The sequence below is a fragment of the Nocardiopsis sp. FR4 genome (assembly GCF_009830945.1).
GTDB lineage: Bacteria > Actinomycetota > Actinomycetes > Streptosporangiales > Streptosporangiaceae > Nocardiopsis.
The window spans coordinates 491866-507441 of record NZ_ML776454.1 but is presented as its reverse complement, the minus strand read 5'-3'; the positions used below and the strand labels follow the sequence as shown (position 1 = coordinate 507441).

General features: G+C 74.3%; 11 protein-coding genes and 1 pseudogene. 8 read left to right on the top strand and 4 right to left on the bottom strand.

Annotated elements, in window-relative coordinates; all coding sequences use genetic code 11:
- Positions 1 to 219: 219 nt before the first annotated feature.
- The gene (gene rocD / locus FYW95_RS02135; RefSeq protein ID WP_159940149.1) at positions 220 to 1494 is read left to right on the top strand and encodes an ornithine--oxo-acid transaminase; all 1275 of its coding nucleotides are present in this window, start codon (positions 220 to 222) and stop codon (positions 1492 to 1494) included.
- Positions 1495 to 1569: 75 nt separating this feature from the next.
- Here the strand turns inward: rocD and FYW95_RS02130 are convergent, their stop codons facing one another.
- Positions 1570 to 2961, bottom strand: a complete 1392-nt coding sequence (locus FYW95_RS02130) for an SGNH/GDSL hydrolase family protein (RefSeq protein WP_159940151.1) — start codon at positions 2959 to 2961, stop codon at positions 1570 to 1572.
- Between the two features lie 49 nt (positions 2962 to 3010).
- Positions 3011 to 4234, bottom strand: a complete 1224-nt coding sequence (locus FYW95_RS02125; protein WP_159940153.1) for an 8-amino-7-oxononanoate synthase — start codon at positions 4232 to 4234, stop codon at positions 3011 to 3013.
- A gap of 261 nt (positions 4235 to 4495) precedes the next feature.
- Here FYW95_RS02125 and FYW95_RS02120 point away from each other — a divergent pair, with 261 nt between their 5' ends.
- Together FYW95_RS02120 and bioD are read left to right on the top strand one after the other, a co-directional pair.
- Entirely contained in the window at positions 4496 to 5818 is a 1323-nt protein-coding gene (locus tag FYW95_RS02120; protein ID WP_159940155.1) for an adenosylmethionine--8-amino-7-oxononanoate transaminase, read from the top strand.
- On the top strand, positions 5815 to 6534 hold the full coding sequence (gene bioD / locus FYW95_RS02115) for a dethiobiotin synthase (protein ID WP_159940157.1): 720 nt from the start codon (positions 5815 to 5817) through the stop codon (positions 6532 to 6534). The genes FYW95_RS02120 and bioD overlap by 4 nt, the downstream gene beginning before the upstream one ends.
- A 78-nt stretch (positions 6535 to 6612) precedes the next feature.
- Here the strand turns inward: bioD and FYW95_RS02110 are convergent, their stop codons facing one another.
- On the bottom strand, positions 6613 to 7086 hold the full coding sequence (locus FYW95_RS02110) for a DUF3291 domain-containing protein (protein ID WP_159940159.1): 474 nt from the start codon (positions 7084 to 7086) through the stop codon (positions 6613 to 6615).
- 140 nt (positions 7087 to 7226) lie between these two features.
- Here FYW95_RS02110 and FYW95_RS02105 point away from each other — a divergent pair, with 140 nt between their 5' ends.
- Positions 7227 to 8702, top strand: coding sequence for an aminotransferase-like domain-containing protein (locus tag FYW95_RS02105; RefSeq protein ID WP_160049909.1), 1476 nt, complete (start codon positions 7227 to 7229; stop codon positions 8700 to 8702).
- 101 nt (positions 8703 to 8803) lie between these two features.
- Here FYW95_RS02105 and FYW95_RS02100 read toward each other — a convergent pair whose 3' ends face one another.
- On the bottom strand, positions 8804 to 9418 hold the full coding sequence (locus FYW95_RS02100) for a superoxide dismutase (protein ID WP_159940163.1): 615 nt from the start codon (positions 9416 to 9418) through the stop codon (positions 8804 to 8806).
- A 366-nt stretch (positions 9419 to 9784) separates the two neighbouring features.
- On the opposite strand from FYW95_RS02100, the pseudogene FYW95_RS28795 reads away from it, so the two are divergent.
- From FYW95_RS28795 to FYW95_RS02080, 4 genes and pseudogenes are all read left to right on the top strand, one after another.
- A pseudogene (locus FYW95_RS28795) lies at positions 9785 to 10129 on the top strand (hypothetical protein); the annotation flags it as partial.
- Positions 10130 to 10745: 616 nt separating this feature from the next.
- On the top strand, positions 10746 to 11792 hold the full coding sequence (locus FYW95_RS02090) for a class I SAM-dependent methyltransferase (RefSeq protein ID WP_159940165.1): 1047 nt from the start codon (positions 10746 to 10748) through the stop codon (positions 11790 to 11792).
- Positions 11793 to 11867: 75 nt separating this feature from the next.
- Entirely contained in the window at positions 11868 to 13892 is a 2025-nt protein-coding gene (locus FYW95_RS02085) for a glycosyltransferase family protein (RefSeq protein WP_159940167.1), read from the top strand.
- A gap of 11 nt (positions 13893 to 13903) precedes the next feature.
- Entirely contained in the window at positions 13904 to 15550 is a 1647-nt protein-coding gene (locus FYW95_RS02080) for a glycosyltransferase family 2 protein (RefSeq protein WP_201294622.1), read from the top strand.
- Positions 15551 to 15576 lie beyond the last annotated feature (26 nt).

Genomic DNA, 15576 nt, shown 5'->3' with positions numbered 1-15576 from the left:
AGGTCACGCCCGGTGCTCCAGGCCCGCTCAGGGGGTGTGCGCGGGACGTGCGCCCGAGGTTTCGGGCCTCCCCCGGCGGGAGTGATACGCATCACCCCTTGTGGGTTGACCGGATCATCTGCTCAACTCGTGGGGACCTCTCGCCGACAGGGGCGCTACCGCGCCCGTCGGTGGGTATCACCTTGTCTGACATCGGTCAATGGCGATCGGAGCGGCTAGATGAGCAACACCCAGAACCTGGGACAGCGGGACCCGGCCGGACACCCCGGCGGGGAGGAACTCTCCAGCGCGGACCACATCGCACTCGCACAGGCGCGGTCGGCGCACAACTACTCCCCCCTTCCCGTCGTGATCGCCGAGGGCCGCGGTGCCTGGGTGACCGACGTCGAGGGCAGGAGGTACCTGGACTGCCTGGCCGGGTACTCGGCCATGAACTTCGGCCACCACAACCCCGAGCTGCTGGCGGCGGCGCACCGGCAGCTGGACCGGGTCACGCTCACCAGCCGGGCCTTCTACAACGACCAGTTCGGCCCCTGGGTCAGCGCCCTGGCCGACATGGTCGGCAAGGAGAAGGTCCTGCCGATGAACACCGGCGCCGAGGCCGTGGAGACCGGTATCAAGGTGGCCCGCAAGTGGGCCTACGGGGTCAAGGGCGTTCCGGAGAACCAGGCGACCATCGTCGTGGCGGGCGCCAACTTCCACGGCCGCACCACCACCATCGTCTCCTTCTCCTCCGATCCCGAGGCCAGGACCGGCTTCGGCCCCTACACCCCGGGGTTCCGGTCGGTGCCCTACGGCGACGCCGCCGCTCTCGAGGAGGCGATCGACGACACCACCGCGGCCGTGCTCATCGAACCGGTGCAGGGCGAGGCGGGCGTGATCGTGCCGCCGCCGGACTACCTGCCCCGGGTGCGGGAGGCCTGCGACCGCCACCGCGTGCTGTTCATCGCCGACGAGGTGCAGTCCGGCCTGGGCCGTACCGGCACCGTCCGGGCCTGCGAGCACAGCGGGGTGGTCCCCGACGCCTACCTGTTCGGCAAGGCCCTGGGCGGCGGCATCCTGCCGGTGTCGGCGATGGTCGCCGACGAGGACGTGCTCGGCGTGATCCAGCCGGGCCAGCACGGCAGCACCTTCGGCGGGAACCCGCTGGCGGGGGCGGTGGGGCGCACCGTCGTGCGGATGCTCACCGAGGGGCCCTACCTGGAGGACGCGCGCCGACTGGGCGAGGTGCTCCGGCGCCGCCTGAAGGAGTTCGTCGGCGCCGGGGTGGTGTCCGCCCGCAGCATCGGCCTGTGGGCGGGCATCGACGTCGACCCGTCCCTGGCCTCGGGTAAGGAGCTGTGCGCGCGGCTGGCCGAGCACGGTGTGCTGGTCAAGGACACCCAGGGGTCGACGATCCGGATGTCGCCGCCGCTCGTGATCAGCGAGGAGGACCTCAACTGGGGCCTGGACCGCTTCGCGGAGGTGGTCCAGGAGCTCCGGTCCGGCCGTTAGGGGAACGACCCCGGGCCCGCCGTCCGGCTCCCTCCCGACGGTGGGTCCCACCCGTCACACCGGCAACGTCTCCGGTCAGCCGGTGGGTTGGCCGTTCAGCCGGTCCGGGGCGTCGGCCTCGTCGGCGGGGGAACCGGCGACCTCGGGGGCCTCGGTTTCCCGGGCGGGGTCGAGCGGACCGCCCAGCTCCGACTCCAGCTGCCGGGGGTCGACGTCGTCGAGGGTCTCGCGGGAGACGTAGAGCACCCGTTCGGGGCCCTCCACGATCTGCAGGCGCACCCGCTCGGCGATGGACATCTGCCCCTGGGCGGTGGGGTGGAAGCTGGCCCGGTCCACGCGCAGGCCCTCGCCCAGCCGTCCGAGCACGATCCCGTTCAGCCACGCCTCCTCGGCGCTCACCTCGTACCCGGCCAGGGCGGAGAAGGTGTTCACGTACTCGACGCTGCCGGTGGAGCGCGAACCGTAGACCTCGCCGTCCACCCGGTAGACCACGTCGCGGATGAGCCCGTTGAACCGCTGGGCGAGATCGTTCAGCCACAGCTGGTCGTTCTTGGTCAGGGTGTAGTACATGCCCGGCGGCTCCTCGGGGAACAGCCGCGGATAGCCCAGGACGAGGATCCGGGCGTCGGGCGCGCGTTCGCGGATCTGCCCGAGCACCTCGGCCAGGGTCTTCTCGAAGGAGGCCATCCGCTTGTCGATGTCCTCCTCCTGCTGGACGCAGACGCTGCTCTCCAGTAGCGGCATCCGCACGATGCAGGTGCGCAGGACCGGGATGAAGCCCAGGTCGTTGCCGCCGATGCCCAGGGTCACCAGGGACGTGCCCTCGGTCACCCGCTCGATCTGGGACTCGGGGGTGCCGATCTGCTTGAGCATGTCCGAGCCCTTGTGGCTGCTGCACGCGTAGAAGGCCAGTGCCCCGGCGAAGTCGAACTCCTCGGCGATCACCCGGGGGTAGGCGTTCTCCGAACGCCAGCAGCCCCCCGACTCGGCGGTGCCGGGCAGGTAGTCGCCCGCGCCGTCGCCGGAGGAGTAGGAGTCGCCCAGGGCTACGTAGTTGCCCCACAGCGCGGCCTCCTCGGGCTCCATGCGCACCCGCCAGTCGCTCTCCTCGTCCTCGGTGATCGGAGGGAGCTCCTCGGCCGGACACACGCCGCCGGTGACGTCGCACCACAGGGAGACCAGGCCCTCCCGGCTGAAGGGCAGCACCAGCGTGGCCACCAGGACCAGGACCAGGAACAGGGAGGTGGCGACCGCGATCCGGCGTCCGCGGCGGGGCCTCGGGCGCTCCCCGCCCCCGCCCTCCCCGGGACCGTCCTCCGAGCCGTCGCCGCCGGAGGAACCGCCGTTCCGGGAGCCGCTCCCGGAGGAGGTGCCCTCCGCGTCGCCCGGGTCGTCGCCTCGCGTGGTCCCGGAGGGGTCGTCGGCGACCGGTTCCGGCGCCTCGGGGTCCTCACCACGTGCTGCCACGGCCGTTTCCGCCTCCCGCTCCCCGACGGCTGCTGCGTCCTCCGCAAGACTACCCGGGGCGGTTCGCCCCGATCACGTCCAGAACGCGGCTGACGTCGCGCTCGTCCAGGGTCGCGCGGGCGGTCAGCCGCAGCCGGGAGCGGCCGTCCGGTACCGACGGCGGCCGGAAGCAGCCCACCCTGACACCCGCCTCCAGGCAGGCGGACCGCCACCGCACGGCGGCCTCGGGTGAGGGCGCCAGTACCGACACCACGGCGGCGTCGGGCGTGCTCGCCGACAGCCCGCGCTCCCGCAGGCCCCGCGCCAGCCGCCGGGCCCGGCTGCGCACCGCCTCGGCCCGCTCCGGCTCGGCGCGCAGGATCCGCAGCGCGGCCAGGGCCGCGCCCGCCGAGGCGGGCGCCAGCCCGGTGTCGAAGACGAACGTGCGCGCGGTCTCCACCAGGTGGCGGACCACCCGCCGCGAACCCAGCACCGCGCCGCCCTGGGCACCCAGCGCCTTGGACAGGGTCACCGACACCACGACGTCGTCCGCGCCGCGCAGCCCGGCGGCGGTGGCCGCCCCCCGGCCGCCGGGGCCCACCACGCCCAGGCCGTGCGCGTCGTCCAGCAGCAGCGCGGCGCCGTGCGCGCGGGCCGTCCGGGCCAGCGCACCGGTGTCGGTGAGGTCGCCGTCCACCGAGAACACCGTGTCGCTCAGCAGCAGAGCCCGGTCCCCGGCGCCCGCGAGGGCCTCGGCGGCCCGGCCGGGGTCGGCGTGGTCGAAGAGGGCCACGCGCGCCCCGGAGGCCCGGGCCAGGCGGGTCGCGTCGATGAGGGAGGCGTGGTTGTACCGGTCGCACACCAGCAGGGGAGGGGCGCCGCCGTCGGGGGCGGCCAGCGCGGTGACCATCGCCAGGTTCGCGGCGTACCCCGAGGAGAACACCAGGGCCGCCTCGGTGCCGTAGAAGCCGGCGAGCTCGCGCTCCAGTTCCTGGTGGAGGTCGGTGTCCCCGGTGACCAGCCGGGAGCCGCCCGCGCCCGCGCCCCACACGCGGGCCGCCCGGGCGGCGGCCTCCACCACCTCCGGGTGGCGCAGCAGCCCCAGGTAGTCGTTGCCCGCCAGGTCCAGCAGGTCGTCGTCGGCCGACCGGGGCACGGTCCGCCGCACGAGTCCGGCCTCGGCGCGTCTGCGGGCGGCCCCGTCCAGCCACGCGAAGGGGTGCGGGGGGCGCGCGCGGGCGGTGGCGCGCAGGGTCCACGGGCGGCGGGGCGCCAGGGCGGCGGGGGTCGGCATGCTGTCGGCGTCCTCCTCGGTTCGCGGCGGGACACACTCCGGTCGGACGGGGACGGGCAGAGCGGGCGCCCCCGGCGAGGGGCCGACCCAGCGGCGGCCAATCCCGCTGGGGCGGCCCGGTCCTTCGTGCCAGGGAGGCGTCTACGACTCTGCCGGTCCGGGCCCGGGGGCGTCACCCGTGGAAGCCCACAAAGTTCGGCGCCGATTCCTGGTGGGACCGTACGGGCACGTGCGCGTGCGCACGGTGAACAATGGGGCGGTATGACCCCGACGCCCCCGCACCCCGCCAGGGTCCGCGCCGCGGACACCGCCCACCTGTGGCACCCCTACACCACCGTCCCCGCAGCCGAACGGCCGTACGTGGTCACCGGCGCGGAGGGCACACGCCTGACCCTGTGGGCGGAGGAGGGCACGTACCGCGTGGTCGACGGGATGTCCTCCTGGTGGTCGGCGGTCCACGGCTACCGCCACCCCGTGCTCGACGCGGCGCTGCGCGCCCAGGTGGACTCCTTCAGCCACGTCATGTTCGGCGGGCTCACCCACGCCCCCGCCGCCGCGCTGGCCGAGGCCCTGGTGGAGATCACCCCCGAACCGCTGGAGCACGTCTTCCTCGCCGACTCCGGCTCGGTCGCGGTGGAGGTGGCCATGAAGATGTGCTTGCAGTACCACCGCTCCGCCGGCGATCCCGGCCGTCGCCGCTTCCTGACCTGGCGGGGCGGCTACCACGGGGACACCTTCCACGCCATGAGCGTGTGCGACCCCGAGGGCGGAATGCACTCCCTGTGGGGTGACGTGCTGCCCGCGCAGGTCCACGCGCCCGAGCCGCCCGCCGGGTTCGGCACCGAGCCCGACCCCGCCTACGTGGCCGCCTTCGGGCGCCTGGCCGCCGAACACGCCGACGAACTGGCCGCGATCATCGTCGAGCCGGTGGTGCAGGGCGCCGGGGGCATGCGGTTCCACCACCCGGGCTACCTGCGCGAGCTGCGCCGGATCGCCGACGCCCACGGGCTGCTGCTGGTCTTCGACGAGATCGCCACGGGCTTCGGCCGCACCGGGGAGCTGTTCGCCGCCGACCACGCCGGGGTCAGCCCCGACGTCCTGTGCCTGGGCAAGGCGCTGACCGGCGGCTACCTGACGCTCGCCGCCGCCCTGTGCACGGGCCGTGTGGCCCGCGGGATCGCTGGGGGAGAGGTGCCGGTCCTGGCCCACGGGCCCACGTTCATGGGCAACCCGCTGGCCTGCGCCACGGCGCTGGCCTCGGTGCGGCTGCTGACGGAGGGCGACTGGCGGGGCGACGTGGCCCGGATCGAGGCCGGACTGCGCGAGGGCCTCGCCCCGGCAGCGCGACTACCCGGGGTACGCGAGGTGCGGGTGCTCGGCGCGATCGGCGTGGTGGAGCTGGAGGCCCCGGTCCGTACGGCGGAGGCCACCCGGGCCGCGGTGGAGGCGGGGGTGTGGCTGCGGCCCTTCCGCAACCACGTGTACGCCATGCCGCCGTACGTGTGCGACTCCGGGGACGTGGCCGCCGTCGCCGCCGGGATGGTCGCGGCGGTGCGCGCCTCGCTCGCCGGAGGCCGGTCATGAGCGTCCTGGTGGTGACCGGTACCGGTACCGAGGTCGGCAAGACGGTGGCCACCGCGGCGGTGGCCGCGCTGGCCCGCGCGCGGGGGCGGCGGGTGGCCGTCCTCAAGCCGGCGCAGACCGGGGTGGGGCCGGGCGAGCCCGGCGACGCGGACACCGTGGCCCGGCTGGTGCCGGGGGTGGCCGCCGCCGAACTGGCCCGCTACCCCGATCCGCTCGCCCCCGCCACGGCCGCCGCCCGGTGCGGGGCCGCACCCGTGCGGGCGGAGGAGGTCGCCGACGCGGTGCGGGGGCTGTCGCACGCGCACGACCTCGTGCTGGTGGAGGGCGCCGGGGGACTGCTGGTGCGGATGAACGCCGACGGGCAGACCCTGGCCGACACCGCGGTGCTGCTGTCCGCGCCGGTGCTCGTGGTGGCCCGGCCCGACCTGGGCACGCTGAACGCGACCGCGCTGACCGCGGAGGCGCTGCGCACCCGCGGCCTGCGTCCGGCCGGGGTGGTGGTGGGCTCCTGGCCCCGCCGGCCCGACCTGGCGATGCGCTGCAACCTCACCGACCTGCCCGCCATGGGCGCCGGACCGCTGGTGGGCGCGCTCCCGGAGGGAAGCGGCGCGCTGGACCCCGCTGGGTTCGCGGACGTGGCCCGCCGCTCCCTGGCCCCCGCCCTGGGCGGAACCTGGGGGGTCGGGGACCTGTCGGAGGCGCTCACCCGCCCGTAGCGCCCCCGGACGGCCCGCCCGGGCCGGGCCGTTGCGGGACGGCCCCGGCGCCCCCGCGGCGGGCCGCGACAGTCCCGCTCAGGACGGGACCGGCACCGGGGAGGCCAGGGTGAAGGCGTCCGCGCCGGGGCCGCGCTCGCGCAGCCGGCGGGCGCGTTCCGCGGCCTCCTCCGGCGGCACCGGGGCGCCGTCGGCGGCCCACCACAGGACGCGTTCCACCTCGGGGAAGGCGCCCGCGCGTTCCCTGAGCGCCAGCACGTCCCGGTGCGCCTCCTCCACGAAGGCCCTCAGGTCCACCGTGGAGCGCCACAGCACCAGGAAGCGTATGTGGTCTCCCTCGTCGGCGAAGTGGACCTCCTCCAGGTGTCCGGGGTGGGCCCGGGCGCGCTCGCGCAGGACGGCGGCGAAGGCGCCCAGGAACCGCCGGTCGCCCCGGACGGTGCGCGCCTCGGCCAGGACCGGCCCGCCGCCGCGCCGGCCTCGGCCGCCCTCCCCGCTCCGGTGCGGCTGGCGGGCGACGGGCGCGTGCTGGTGCGGGATCAGGATCGACATCGCGGGCTCCTCGGAGGGGTGGGCGGAAGCGGATCGGATTGGACTGCTCATGAAGGGTCCATTTTGCTCTGTTGGTATTCCGACTCGAATGCCATTATGGAAGTCCAGGTTGAGTGGACATAGATCCAATGGAGCGGAAAATGGACTCTTCTCGGAGCGCGGCGGAGCTCGCGGACCTCCTCGGCGCCTGGCCGCGCGGAGACGGCCCCCTCTACCAGCGCCTCGCCGACACATTGCGCGGGCTCCTCGACCAGGGCACCCTCACCCCCGGTGAGCGCCTGCCCTCCGAGCGCGCCCTGGCCGCCGCGCTCCGGGTCAGCCGCACCACGGTCGTGTCGGCCTACGACTCCCTGCGCTCGGCGGGCATCCTCGACAGCAGGCAGGGCAGCGGCACCCGCGTCAGCGAGCGGATCGAACCGGTGCGCCCGGACGGCTGGACCGCCAACGGCAACGGCAACCCCATGTACCGCAACCTCTTCCAGCGGGACGAGGGCCTCATCTCGGCCGCGTGCCTGGCCACCCCGGCGCTGACCGGGGTGGAGGAGGCCGTCCGCGAGGTCGTGGCCGAGGACCTGCCCGCGCTCATGGCCGAGGGCACCTACTATCCCAGCGGCCTGCCCGCGCTGCGCCGGGCCGTCGCCGACCACTACACCGAGCGGGGCCTGCCCACGGCCCCCGACCAGATCGTGGTCACCACCGGCGCCCACCAGGCGGTCAACCTGGTCGCCCAGCTGTACCTGCGCAAGGGCTCCCCCGTGGTGGTGGAGGACCCCAGCTTCGCGGGCTGCCTGGACCTGATGAGCGACCGGGGCGCCCGCTTCCTGCCCGTGCCCCTCGACGAGCAGGGCATGGACGGCATGGGACTGCGCCGCGCCGTCACCGAGCACGCGCCCCACCTCGTGTACACGATGCCCTCGTACCACAACCCCACCGGAACGATGATGTCCGCGGCGCGCCGCCGCGAGCTGGGCGAGCTGTCCGCGCGCCACGGCGTGCCCGTGATGGAGGACTTCGCCTACACCGGCCTGCGCGCCGCCGACGAGCCCCCGCCGGTGGCCGCGTTCGCCCCGCGCGGGGCCGAGGTCATCACCGTGGAGTCCCTGTCCAAGATCGGCTGGGCCGGGATCCGCCTGGGCTGGCTGCGCGCGCCCGCCGAGATGGCCCTGCGCCTGAGCCGCCGCAAGATCCTGGCCGACCTGGCCAGCCCCCTGCTCGACCAGGCGGTGGCGGTCCGGCTCATCCGGCGCTACGACGAGCTGTCCCGGCAGCGTTCCGAGCTGCTGCGCGAGGCCCTCGACCACATGGAGGGGCTGCTGCGCGAGGCCCTGCCCGCCTGGGAGTGGCGGCGGCCCGACGGCGGCGCCGCCCTGTGGGTGCGCCTGCCCGGCGTGCGGGCCCGCTCCTACGTGCAGGTCGCGCTCTGCCACGACGTGGAGCTGGTCCCCGGCGCCATCATGTCCGCCTCAGAGGACGACCGCCACGCCGAGTACTTCCGGCTGCCCTTCGCCTACGACCGCCCCACACGGGAGGAGCTGGTCTGGCGCCTGGCCCGGGCCTGGCGCGAGCTGGACCGGTACGGCCCGGTGGAGGCCGACCCGGTCCGCCTGGTGGTCTGAGCCGGGCCCCGCCGCGCGCGGCCCGGGTACACGCGAGGGCGGCACCCCAGGGGTGCCGCCCTCCGCGGCGTCCGGCGCGCGCCGGACCGGAGAGGTCGGCCTCAGCCGATCTTCACCGCGCGTGCGCTGGCGAAGCGCTCCTGGACGTCGGCCCAGTTGACGACGTTCCAGAAGGCCTTGGCGTACTCGGCCTTGACGTTCTTGTACTGGAGGTAGAAGGCGTGCTCCCACATGTCCAGCATCAGCAGCGGAACCGAGCTCAGGGCGGTGTTGCCCTGCTGGTCGTAGAGCTGCTCGATGACCAGGCGCTGGCCCAGCGCGTCCCAGGCCAGGATCGCCCAGCCCGAACCCTGGATGGTCGTGGCCACGGCGGTGAAGTGGGCGCGGAAGGCGTCGAAGGAACCGAACTGGTCGTCGATGGCCGCACCCAGCTCGCCCTCGGGCTTGTCACCGCCCTCCGGGGACAGGTTCTTCCAGAACACGGAGTGGTTGACGTGGCCGCCCAGGTTGAAGGCCAGGTTCTTCTCCAACATCGGGATGGTGCCGAAGTCGCCGCTCTCACGGGCCTCGGCCATCTTCTCCAGGGCCGTGTTGGCACCGGAGACGTAGGTCGCGTGGTGCTTGTCGTGGTGCAGCTCCATGATCTGACCGGAGATCCACGGCTCCAGGGCCGCGTAGTCGTAGGGCAGTTCAGGAAGCGAGTACGGCGCAGACATCTCTGACGCACCTTTCCAATGACGCGAGTCGTCGTGTTCGGCAGCGATGGGATCGCTAGGCAGCAAGCTACCAGCCAGCCGGTCGCACACCCGATGTCAGGCTGTTTACACACCGGCCCGGGAATAAACCGGGGCGTGCTCCGCCCCGGGTGCGCGCGGCCGGGGCGCCGTCCCCCGGGGGCGCGAGCCGACCCCTCCGCCACCCGTTCCGCCCCTCCCCCAGCGCTTCCCCGTCCGGCCCCTCCCCGTCGCCGCCTCCGCCGCGCGCCCCCGTCAGCGGACCGCTCGGTGGAAGTTCCCCACCGATCGACCCGGCCTCCGGGGAGGGCGGAGATAATTCAGCGCCGAATTCGAGGGCGGGACCCGGTGGCCGCCTTCTTCGGCGGTACGTCACCCTATTCTCCGAGGCCGTCGCCAACCCATGCCTGTCGCGCCGTACCGAGGGCTCCCGCTCCCGCGTCCGCGGGCACACCGTCCGCTCCCGCCGCCCGGAACGGCTCCTTCCGCCCCGAGACCGAGGGGCCGCGCGCCGTCGCCGTCGTCCTGGTGGCCGTGTACCACATCTGGTTCGGCCGGGTCTCCGGCGGCGTGGACGTGTTCCTGCCGCTCGCCGGTTTCCTCATCACCGGTTCCCTGGTCCGCTCCCCGGAGCGCGGCGGCCGCGTACGGTTCGCCGCCTTCTGGACCAGACTCGCTCGCCGTGGCCCACCGCCCCCAATCAGGCCTGGGCCTACTTCGACACCGGCGCCCGCCTGTGGGAACCGGCCCTGGGCGGCGTCTGGGCACTGCTCATCCACCGGGTCGACCTGCCCGACAACGTCGTCCTCGTGCACCTCACCGACCACGTGTGTCCCCGGGGCACCTGTGAGGCCGTCGTCGGCAACGTGCTCGTGTCCTGGGATGAAAACCACATGACGGCGACCTACGCCTCGACCCTGGCCCCGGCCATGGACGGGGCCCTGCGCGAGGCCACGGCGATGGTGACCGGGGTTCGGCCGAGTTCTGACCGCACCCCTGGGAGGGGCCGGAGGAGCCCGCGAGGAACCGGAGGCGTCGGAACGAGAAAGCCGACATGAGAAATTCGTGAGGCAAAGGTGAACAAGAGGCGAATTGCGGTCACTCCGGGTTTCGATTCCCTCCGCCAGGGGTCCGTTATTTCGGCGAAGCGTTAAGGTCGAGAGCATCTGTGTGGATTGCCGTCACCGTTCCCGCGCGAGCGGACGCACCGGCGGTTCAACCCCGGGGAAACGCCGTCTTCCCCGCATGCTCCCCCTGAGGGTCGCGTCCGGCGGCACCGTGTCAGAAACTTCCGTGGAGGTACCCCGCCATGCGGTCGCTGCGCAGTCGTCTCCGTCCCCTCCTGGTCACCTGCGCGGTGGTCGGAGCCGCCGTCCTCTGCGTTCCCGCGGCCCTGGGCCTGCTCGGACTCCTCGACTGGGTGTCCGCGGTCACGCTCACCCTCCTGGGCCTGTTCGGCGGGGCGGTGGGCGCCCTGGCGCTGGGCACGCTCCTGCTCCACCGCAGGGTCGGCGCCCTGGGCCGGGAGGTGCGGACGGTGATGGACACCCACAGCCGCAGGGTCGCCGAGACGCTCGGCGACGACCGTCTGGAGTCCGTCCGCGCCATGGAGGACCTCCGGGACCGACTCGACGGGTTGCGGGAGCAGGCGCTGCCCCGGGTCAGCCGTGAGCTCAGGCACGCCATCACCGTGCAGGGCCGCGACGACTACGAGCAGCAGGTCGCCTGGACCGAACTGCGCGACCACCTCGACACCGCGCCCTTCATGCCGCCCCTGCGCGGGTGGGCCGCCTCGCCCGACGTGCTCAGGCTCCTGGTCCGCCACATCGACCGGCTGCGCCCGGAACTGGTCGTGGAGTGCGGCAGCGGGGCCTCCAGCGTCTGGATCGGCTACGCCCTGCGCCGTGCGGGCGGCGGCAGGCTGGTCGCCGTCGAGCACGACGCCCGCTACGCCGAGCTCAGCCGGGCCCTGGTCGCCGCGCACGGTCTGGACGACATCGTCCAGGTCCGCCACGCCCCCCTCGTGGAGACCGAGCCCGCCACCGTGACCGTCGACGGTCAGGAGCGCACCACCGCCGACCGCTGGTACGACGCCTCCGTCTTCGCCGACCTGGAGGACATCGGCCTGGTCTTCGTCGACGGACCGCCCCAGGCCACCGGCCTGCAGGCCCGCTACCCGGCCGTGCCCGTCCTGCTGCCGCGCTGCACCGAGGACGCGGTCATCGTCCTGGACGACGCCGCGCGCCCCGACGAGCAGGCCATCGGCGACCGCTGGCTGGCCGAACACCCCGAACTGCACCGCACCGAGGAGGCCGCGGAGAAGGGAGCCCACGTCTTCAGCCGCAAGGGGGCCTGACATCCCCTCCTCCTCCACCGCACCACCCGCCGGGCCCCCTCGCGGAGCCCCATCCGACACACCCGAGGTCACCCGATGATCAGCACCGCCCTGAGGCACGCCCTGCGTGCCCGCGGCACCGAGGCAGCCGTACTCTGCCACGCGGGCGCCGACACCCGCCCCACCCTGGCCGAGCTGCCGTTACGACCCGGCGACCTCATCCTGGACCTGGACACCCACCCCATGGGCCGGCGCGTGGAGGTCCCCAACGCCTGGATCAGGGACGGGGAGCCCGAGGTCGGCCTGGTCGCCCTCGTGGCCGCCACGCCCACCGACCTGCACCGGGCCCTGACCGTGGCCACGCACCTGCCCCGGGCCGTCCAGGTCGTGGTCGGCCTGGTCGCCACCCCCGGCCACCAGGAGCCGCCCGTCCCGGCCTCGCCGGGCATGGGGCAGTGGCGCGACCTCCAGGAGATGCGGGTGCGCCGGGTGAACCCGCGCGGCTGGCTGTGCGAGCTGTTCTTCCCCAACGGCGTCGAGACCGCCCAGGTCCTCGACGCCCTCCTGCACGGCACCCGGGGCCGCCGCCGCGGCCCCGCCCTGGCGCCCCTGGCCGTCCTCAACGGCCCCGAGGCCGCCCTGTGGCGGCCCGGCGACACCGGCGTCCACGGGGTGGAGGCCGCCGGGCCCGTGCCCCTGCGCCGGGTGACGCCCGTCGGGGACCTGGCGCTGCGCGTGGCCGAGGACGCGGGCGCGGACGCCCCCGCGTGGACCGACGACGTCGTGCCGGTCCTGGACCGATCCACCACCGGAACCGACGCATGGGAACGCGTCGCCGCCCCCGGCGGGCATGACACGGCCCGGGCCCTCGTGCGGACGGCCGATCCGGTCAACGCGATCGCGCCCATCGACGAGTTCACCGTCAACCCCACCGGTTTCACCCGGGCTCAGACCAGCCACCTGGCCGACCTGACCCTGCACGACGGCCACGCCGTCATCCGCGAGGGGAGCAAGGACCTGGTGCGGGTGCGCCCCGACGGCACCGTCACCGACGTCGACCTGTCCCGGCTGCGCCACCTGCGCGGCGTCCGAGTGGACTGGTCCGGGCACACCGGGCCCGCCTCCGCCGTCCGCGCGGTGGCCTCCCTGGCCGCAGGCGGGGTCCCGCTGGTCAGCGGGCCCGTGCCCGCCTGGGCCTCGGGGCTGGGCGAGCCGCTGGTCGACCTCCTGACCGGAGCCGAGGAGGCGGACCTGGCCGACGGGCTGCGCCGCGAGGAGTACAGCGTCCGGCTGCGCCGGGCCGCGCTGCGCACCCACGGCCAGCGGGCCCGGTGGCGCGCCCTGGCCGCCCAGGCGGGCGTGCCCCTGCCCCCGGAGCCGACGGTGTCCGTGGTCCTGTGCACGCGCCGCCCCGAGATGGTGGGCTTCGCGCTCGCCCAGATCGCCCGCCAGCGCGGTGTGGACGTCGAGGTCGTCCTGACCCTGCACGGCTTCCCCGCCTCGCTGCCCGAGGTCGCCTCGGCCGTGGCCGCCTTCCGGGAGACCGGCGTCCCCCTCATCGTGCACGAGGCGGACGCCGACCAGATCTTCGGCACCGTGCTCAACGACGCGGTCGCCCGGACCTCCGGCACCCTGGTCTCCAAGTGGGACGACGACGACTGGTACGGCCCCGAGCACCTCGCCGACCTCGTCCTGGCCCGCACCTACTCCGGCGCCGAACTCGTCGGCGTCGGCCAGGACTTCGTCTACCTCCAGGAGATCGACCTCACCCTCTGGCGCAGCCGCAAGTCCGAGGCGGCCACCCGGTTCATCGCCGGGGGCACCATCCTCACCGACCGGGCGGTGCTGGAGGAGACCGGCGGGTTCCGCCCGCTGCCCCGCGCCATCGACACCCAACTCCTCATCGCCGTCATCCGAGGCGGCGGACGCATCTACCGCGCCCACGGACTCGGGTACGTGCTCCGCCGTACCGGCGGCGGGCACACCTGGTCCGAGGACATGGCCTTCTTCCTGCACAACCACACCCAACAGTGGCGCGGCTGGCGTCCGAGCACCCTCCTGGAGGGTGAACCGACCCCTCTGGGCCAGCACGCCACCGAGCACACCGGGGGACACCGTTGACCACGCTGGACATGAGCCCGGAGCCCAACTCCGACGAGCGCGCACCCGAGCCCGGCACCGCCCTTCCGCGAGGCGAGGTCGACTACCGGGACCAGCCCCGCGCGCGGCGCAACGACTACTCGCCGCTCCGACCGCCCGCCCTGGGAGCCTGGACGCCCACGCTGTCGGTGTCGGTGGTCATCCCCGCCCACGGCCAGCCGGAGAAGCTCGCGCTGGTCCTGGCCTCCCTGGCCGGACAGAGCTACCCGGACCACCTCATGGAGGTGGTCGTGGTGGACGACGGCTCGCCCGAGCCGCTCACCCTGCCCGAGGTCCGCCCGGCCAACACCCGGCTGATCACCTCCGCGCCCGGCGGGTGGGGGTCGGCGCACGCGGTCAACAGCGGTGTGGCCGTCTCCTCCGGCCAGGTGGTCCTGCGCCTGGACGCGGACATGCTGGTCTACCGCGAGCACGTCGAGTCGCAGATGCGCTGGCACCACCTGGTCGACTACGGGGTGGCCCTGGGCCACAAGCTGTTCGTGGACTTCGACCCGGCGGCGATGACCCCGGAGTACGTGGCCGAGGAGGTGCGCGCCGGCCGGGCAGCGGAGCTGTTCGACCGCGAGAGCGCCGACCCGCACTGGGTGGAGCGCCCGATCGAGAAGAACGACCGGCTGCGCGCCGCCGACCACCTCGCCTACAAGGTGTTCATCGGCGCCACCGGCTCCCTGCACCGCACCCTGTTCGACGCCGCGGGGGGCCTGGACCCGCGGATGATCCTGGGCGGTGACAGCGAGTTCGCCTACCGGGTCTCCCAGCAGGGCGCCCTGTTCATCCCGGACCTGGACACCAGCAGCTGGCACCTGGGCCGTTCGCAGATGCAGACCCGCCGCGACGCGGGCATGCGCTACCGGGCCCCCTACGTGGCCAACCGGGTACCCGACTTCCACCTGCGCCGCAGACGGCCCGACCGGCTGTGGGAGACGCCGCTGGTCGACGTGGTCATGAACGCGGACGGAGCCACCCTGGAGGACGTGGACACCACGGCCTCCGCCCTGCTGAACGGCACCACCCCCGACATCCGGCTGTGGCTGGTCGGCCCCTGGAGCGAGCTGGACGACGGGCGCCGCTCCCCCCTGGACGAGGAGCGGCTCGACCTGCGGCTGATCCAGGAGACCTTCCGCGGCGACCCCCGGGTCCGCGTGGTGGAGACCGCGCCCGGCCATGACCCGCGCGTGCCCTTCCTCCTGCACGCCCCCGCGGGCCCCGCGCTGCGCAGGCGGGCCCTCGCCGACCTGGTGGAGGCGGCCAACAAGAACAAGGCGGGGCTGCTGTGCGCGCCCCTGCCCGGGGACACCCGGGGCGAGGGCGTGCTGCGCCTGGAGCGGGTCTCCGCCTACGCCCGGGTCCGGCACCTGTGGCCGGGGGCCTCGGGCGAGGAGGTCGAGCGCCGGGTGGAGGAGGTCCACGGCACGCACTGGATCTCCGGCACGGACCTCGTGGTCCCGGAGGAGGAGGCCCAGGTCAAGCTGGAGGAGCCCGAGGTCCTGCGGCGCAAGCTCGACCAGGCGCTGGCCGACGTGGAGCGCATGCGGGCCCGGGCGCGGCGGGCCGAGCGCAAGCTGCGCTGGTTCACGCCGGGGCTGACCCGCAGGGCTCTGCGCAAGCTGGCCCGCTGAGCGCCGGGTACTGAGCCCGGGCCGCC

Bases quoted from the DNA above. Each gene is read 5' to 3' on its own strand.
- rocD (WP_159940149.1), top strand. From the start codon at position 220: ATGAGCAACACCCAGAACCTGGGACAGCGGGACCCGGCCGGACACCCC.
- FYW95_RS02125 (WP_159940153.1), bottom strand. From the start codon at position 4,234: ATGCCGACCCCCGCCGCCCTGGCGCCCCGCCGCCCGTGGACCCTGCGC.
- FYW95_RS02120 (WP_159940155.1), top strand. From the start codon at position 4,496: ATGACCCCGACGCCCCCGCACCCCGCCAGGGTCCGCGCCGCGGACACC.
- bioD (WP_159940157.1), top strand. From the start codon at position 5,815: ATGAGCGTCCTGGTGGTGACCGGTACCGGTACCGAGGTCGGCAAGACG.
- FYW95_RS02110 (WP_159940159.1), bottom strand. From the start codon at position 7,086: ATGTCGATCCTGATCCCGCACCAGCACGCGCCCGTCGCCCGCCAGCCG.
- FYW95_RS02105 (WP_160049909.1), top strand. From the start codon at position 7,227: ATGGACTCTTCTCGGAGCGCGGCGGAGCTCGCGGACCTCCTCGGCGCC.
- FYW95_RS02100 (WP_159940163.1), bottom strand. From the start codon at position 9,418: ATGTCTGCGCCGTACTCGCTTCCTGAACTGCCCTACGACTACGCGGCC.
- FYW95_RS02090 (WP_159940165.1), top strand. From the start codon at position 10,746: ATGCGGTCGCTGCGCAGTCGTCTCCGTCCCCTCCTGGTCACCTGCGCG.
- FYW95_RS02085 (WP_159940167.1), top strand. From the start codon at position 11,868: ATGATCAGCACCGCCCTGAGGCACGCCCTGCGTGCCCGCGGCACCGAG.
- FYW95_RS02080 (WP_201294622.1), top strand. From the start codon at position 13,904: ATGAGCCCGGAGCCCAACTCCGACGAGCGCGCACCCGAGCCCGGCACC.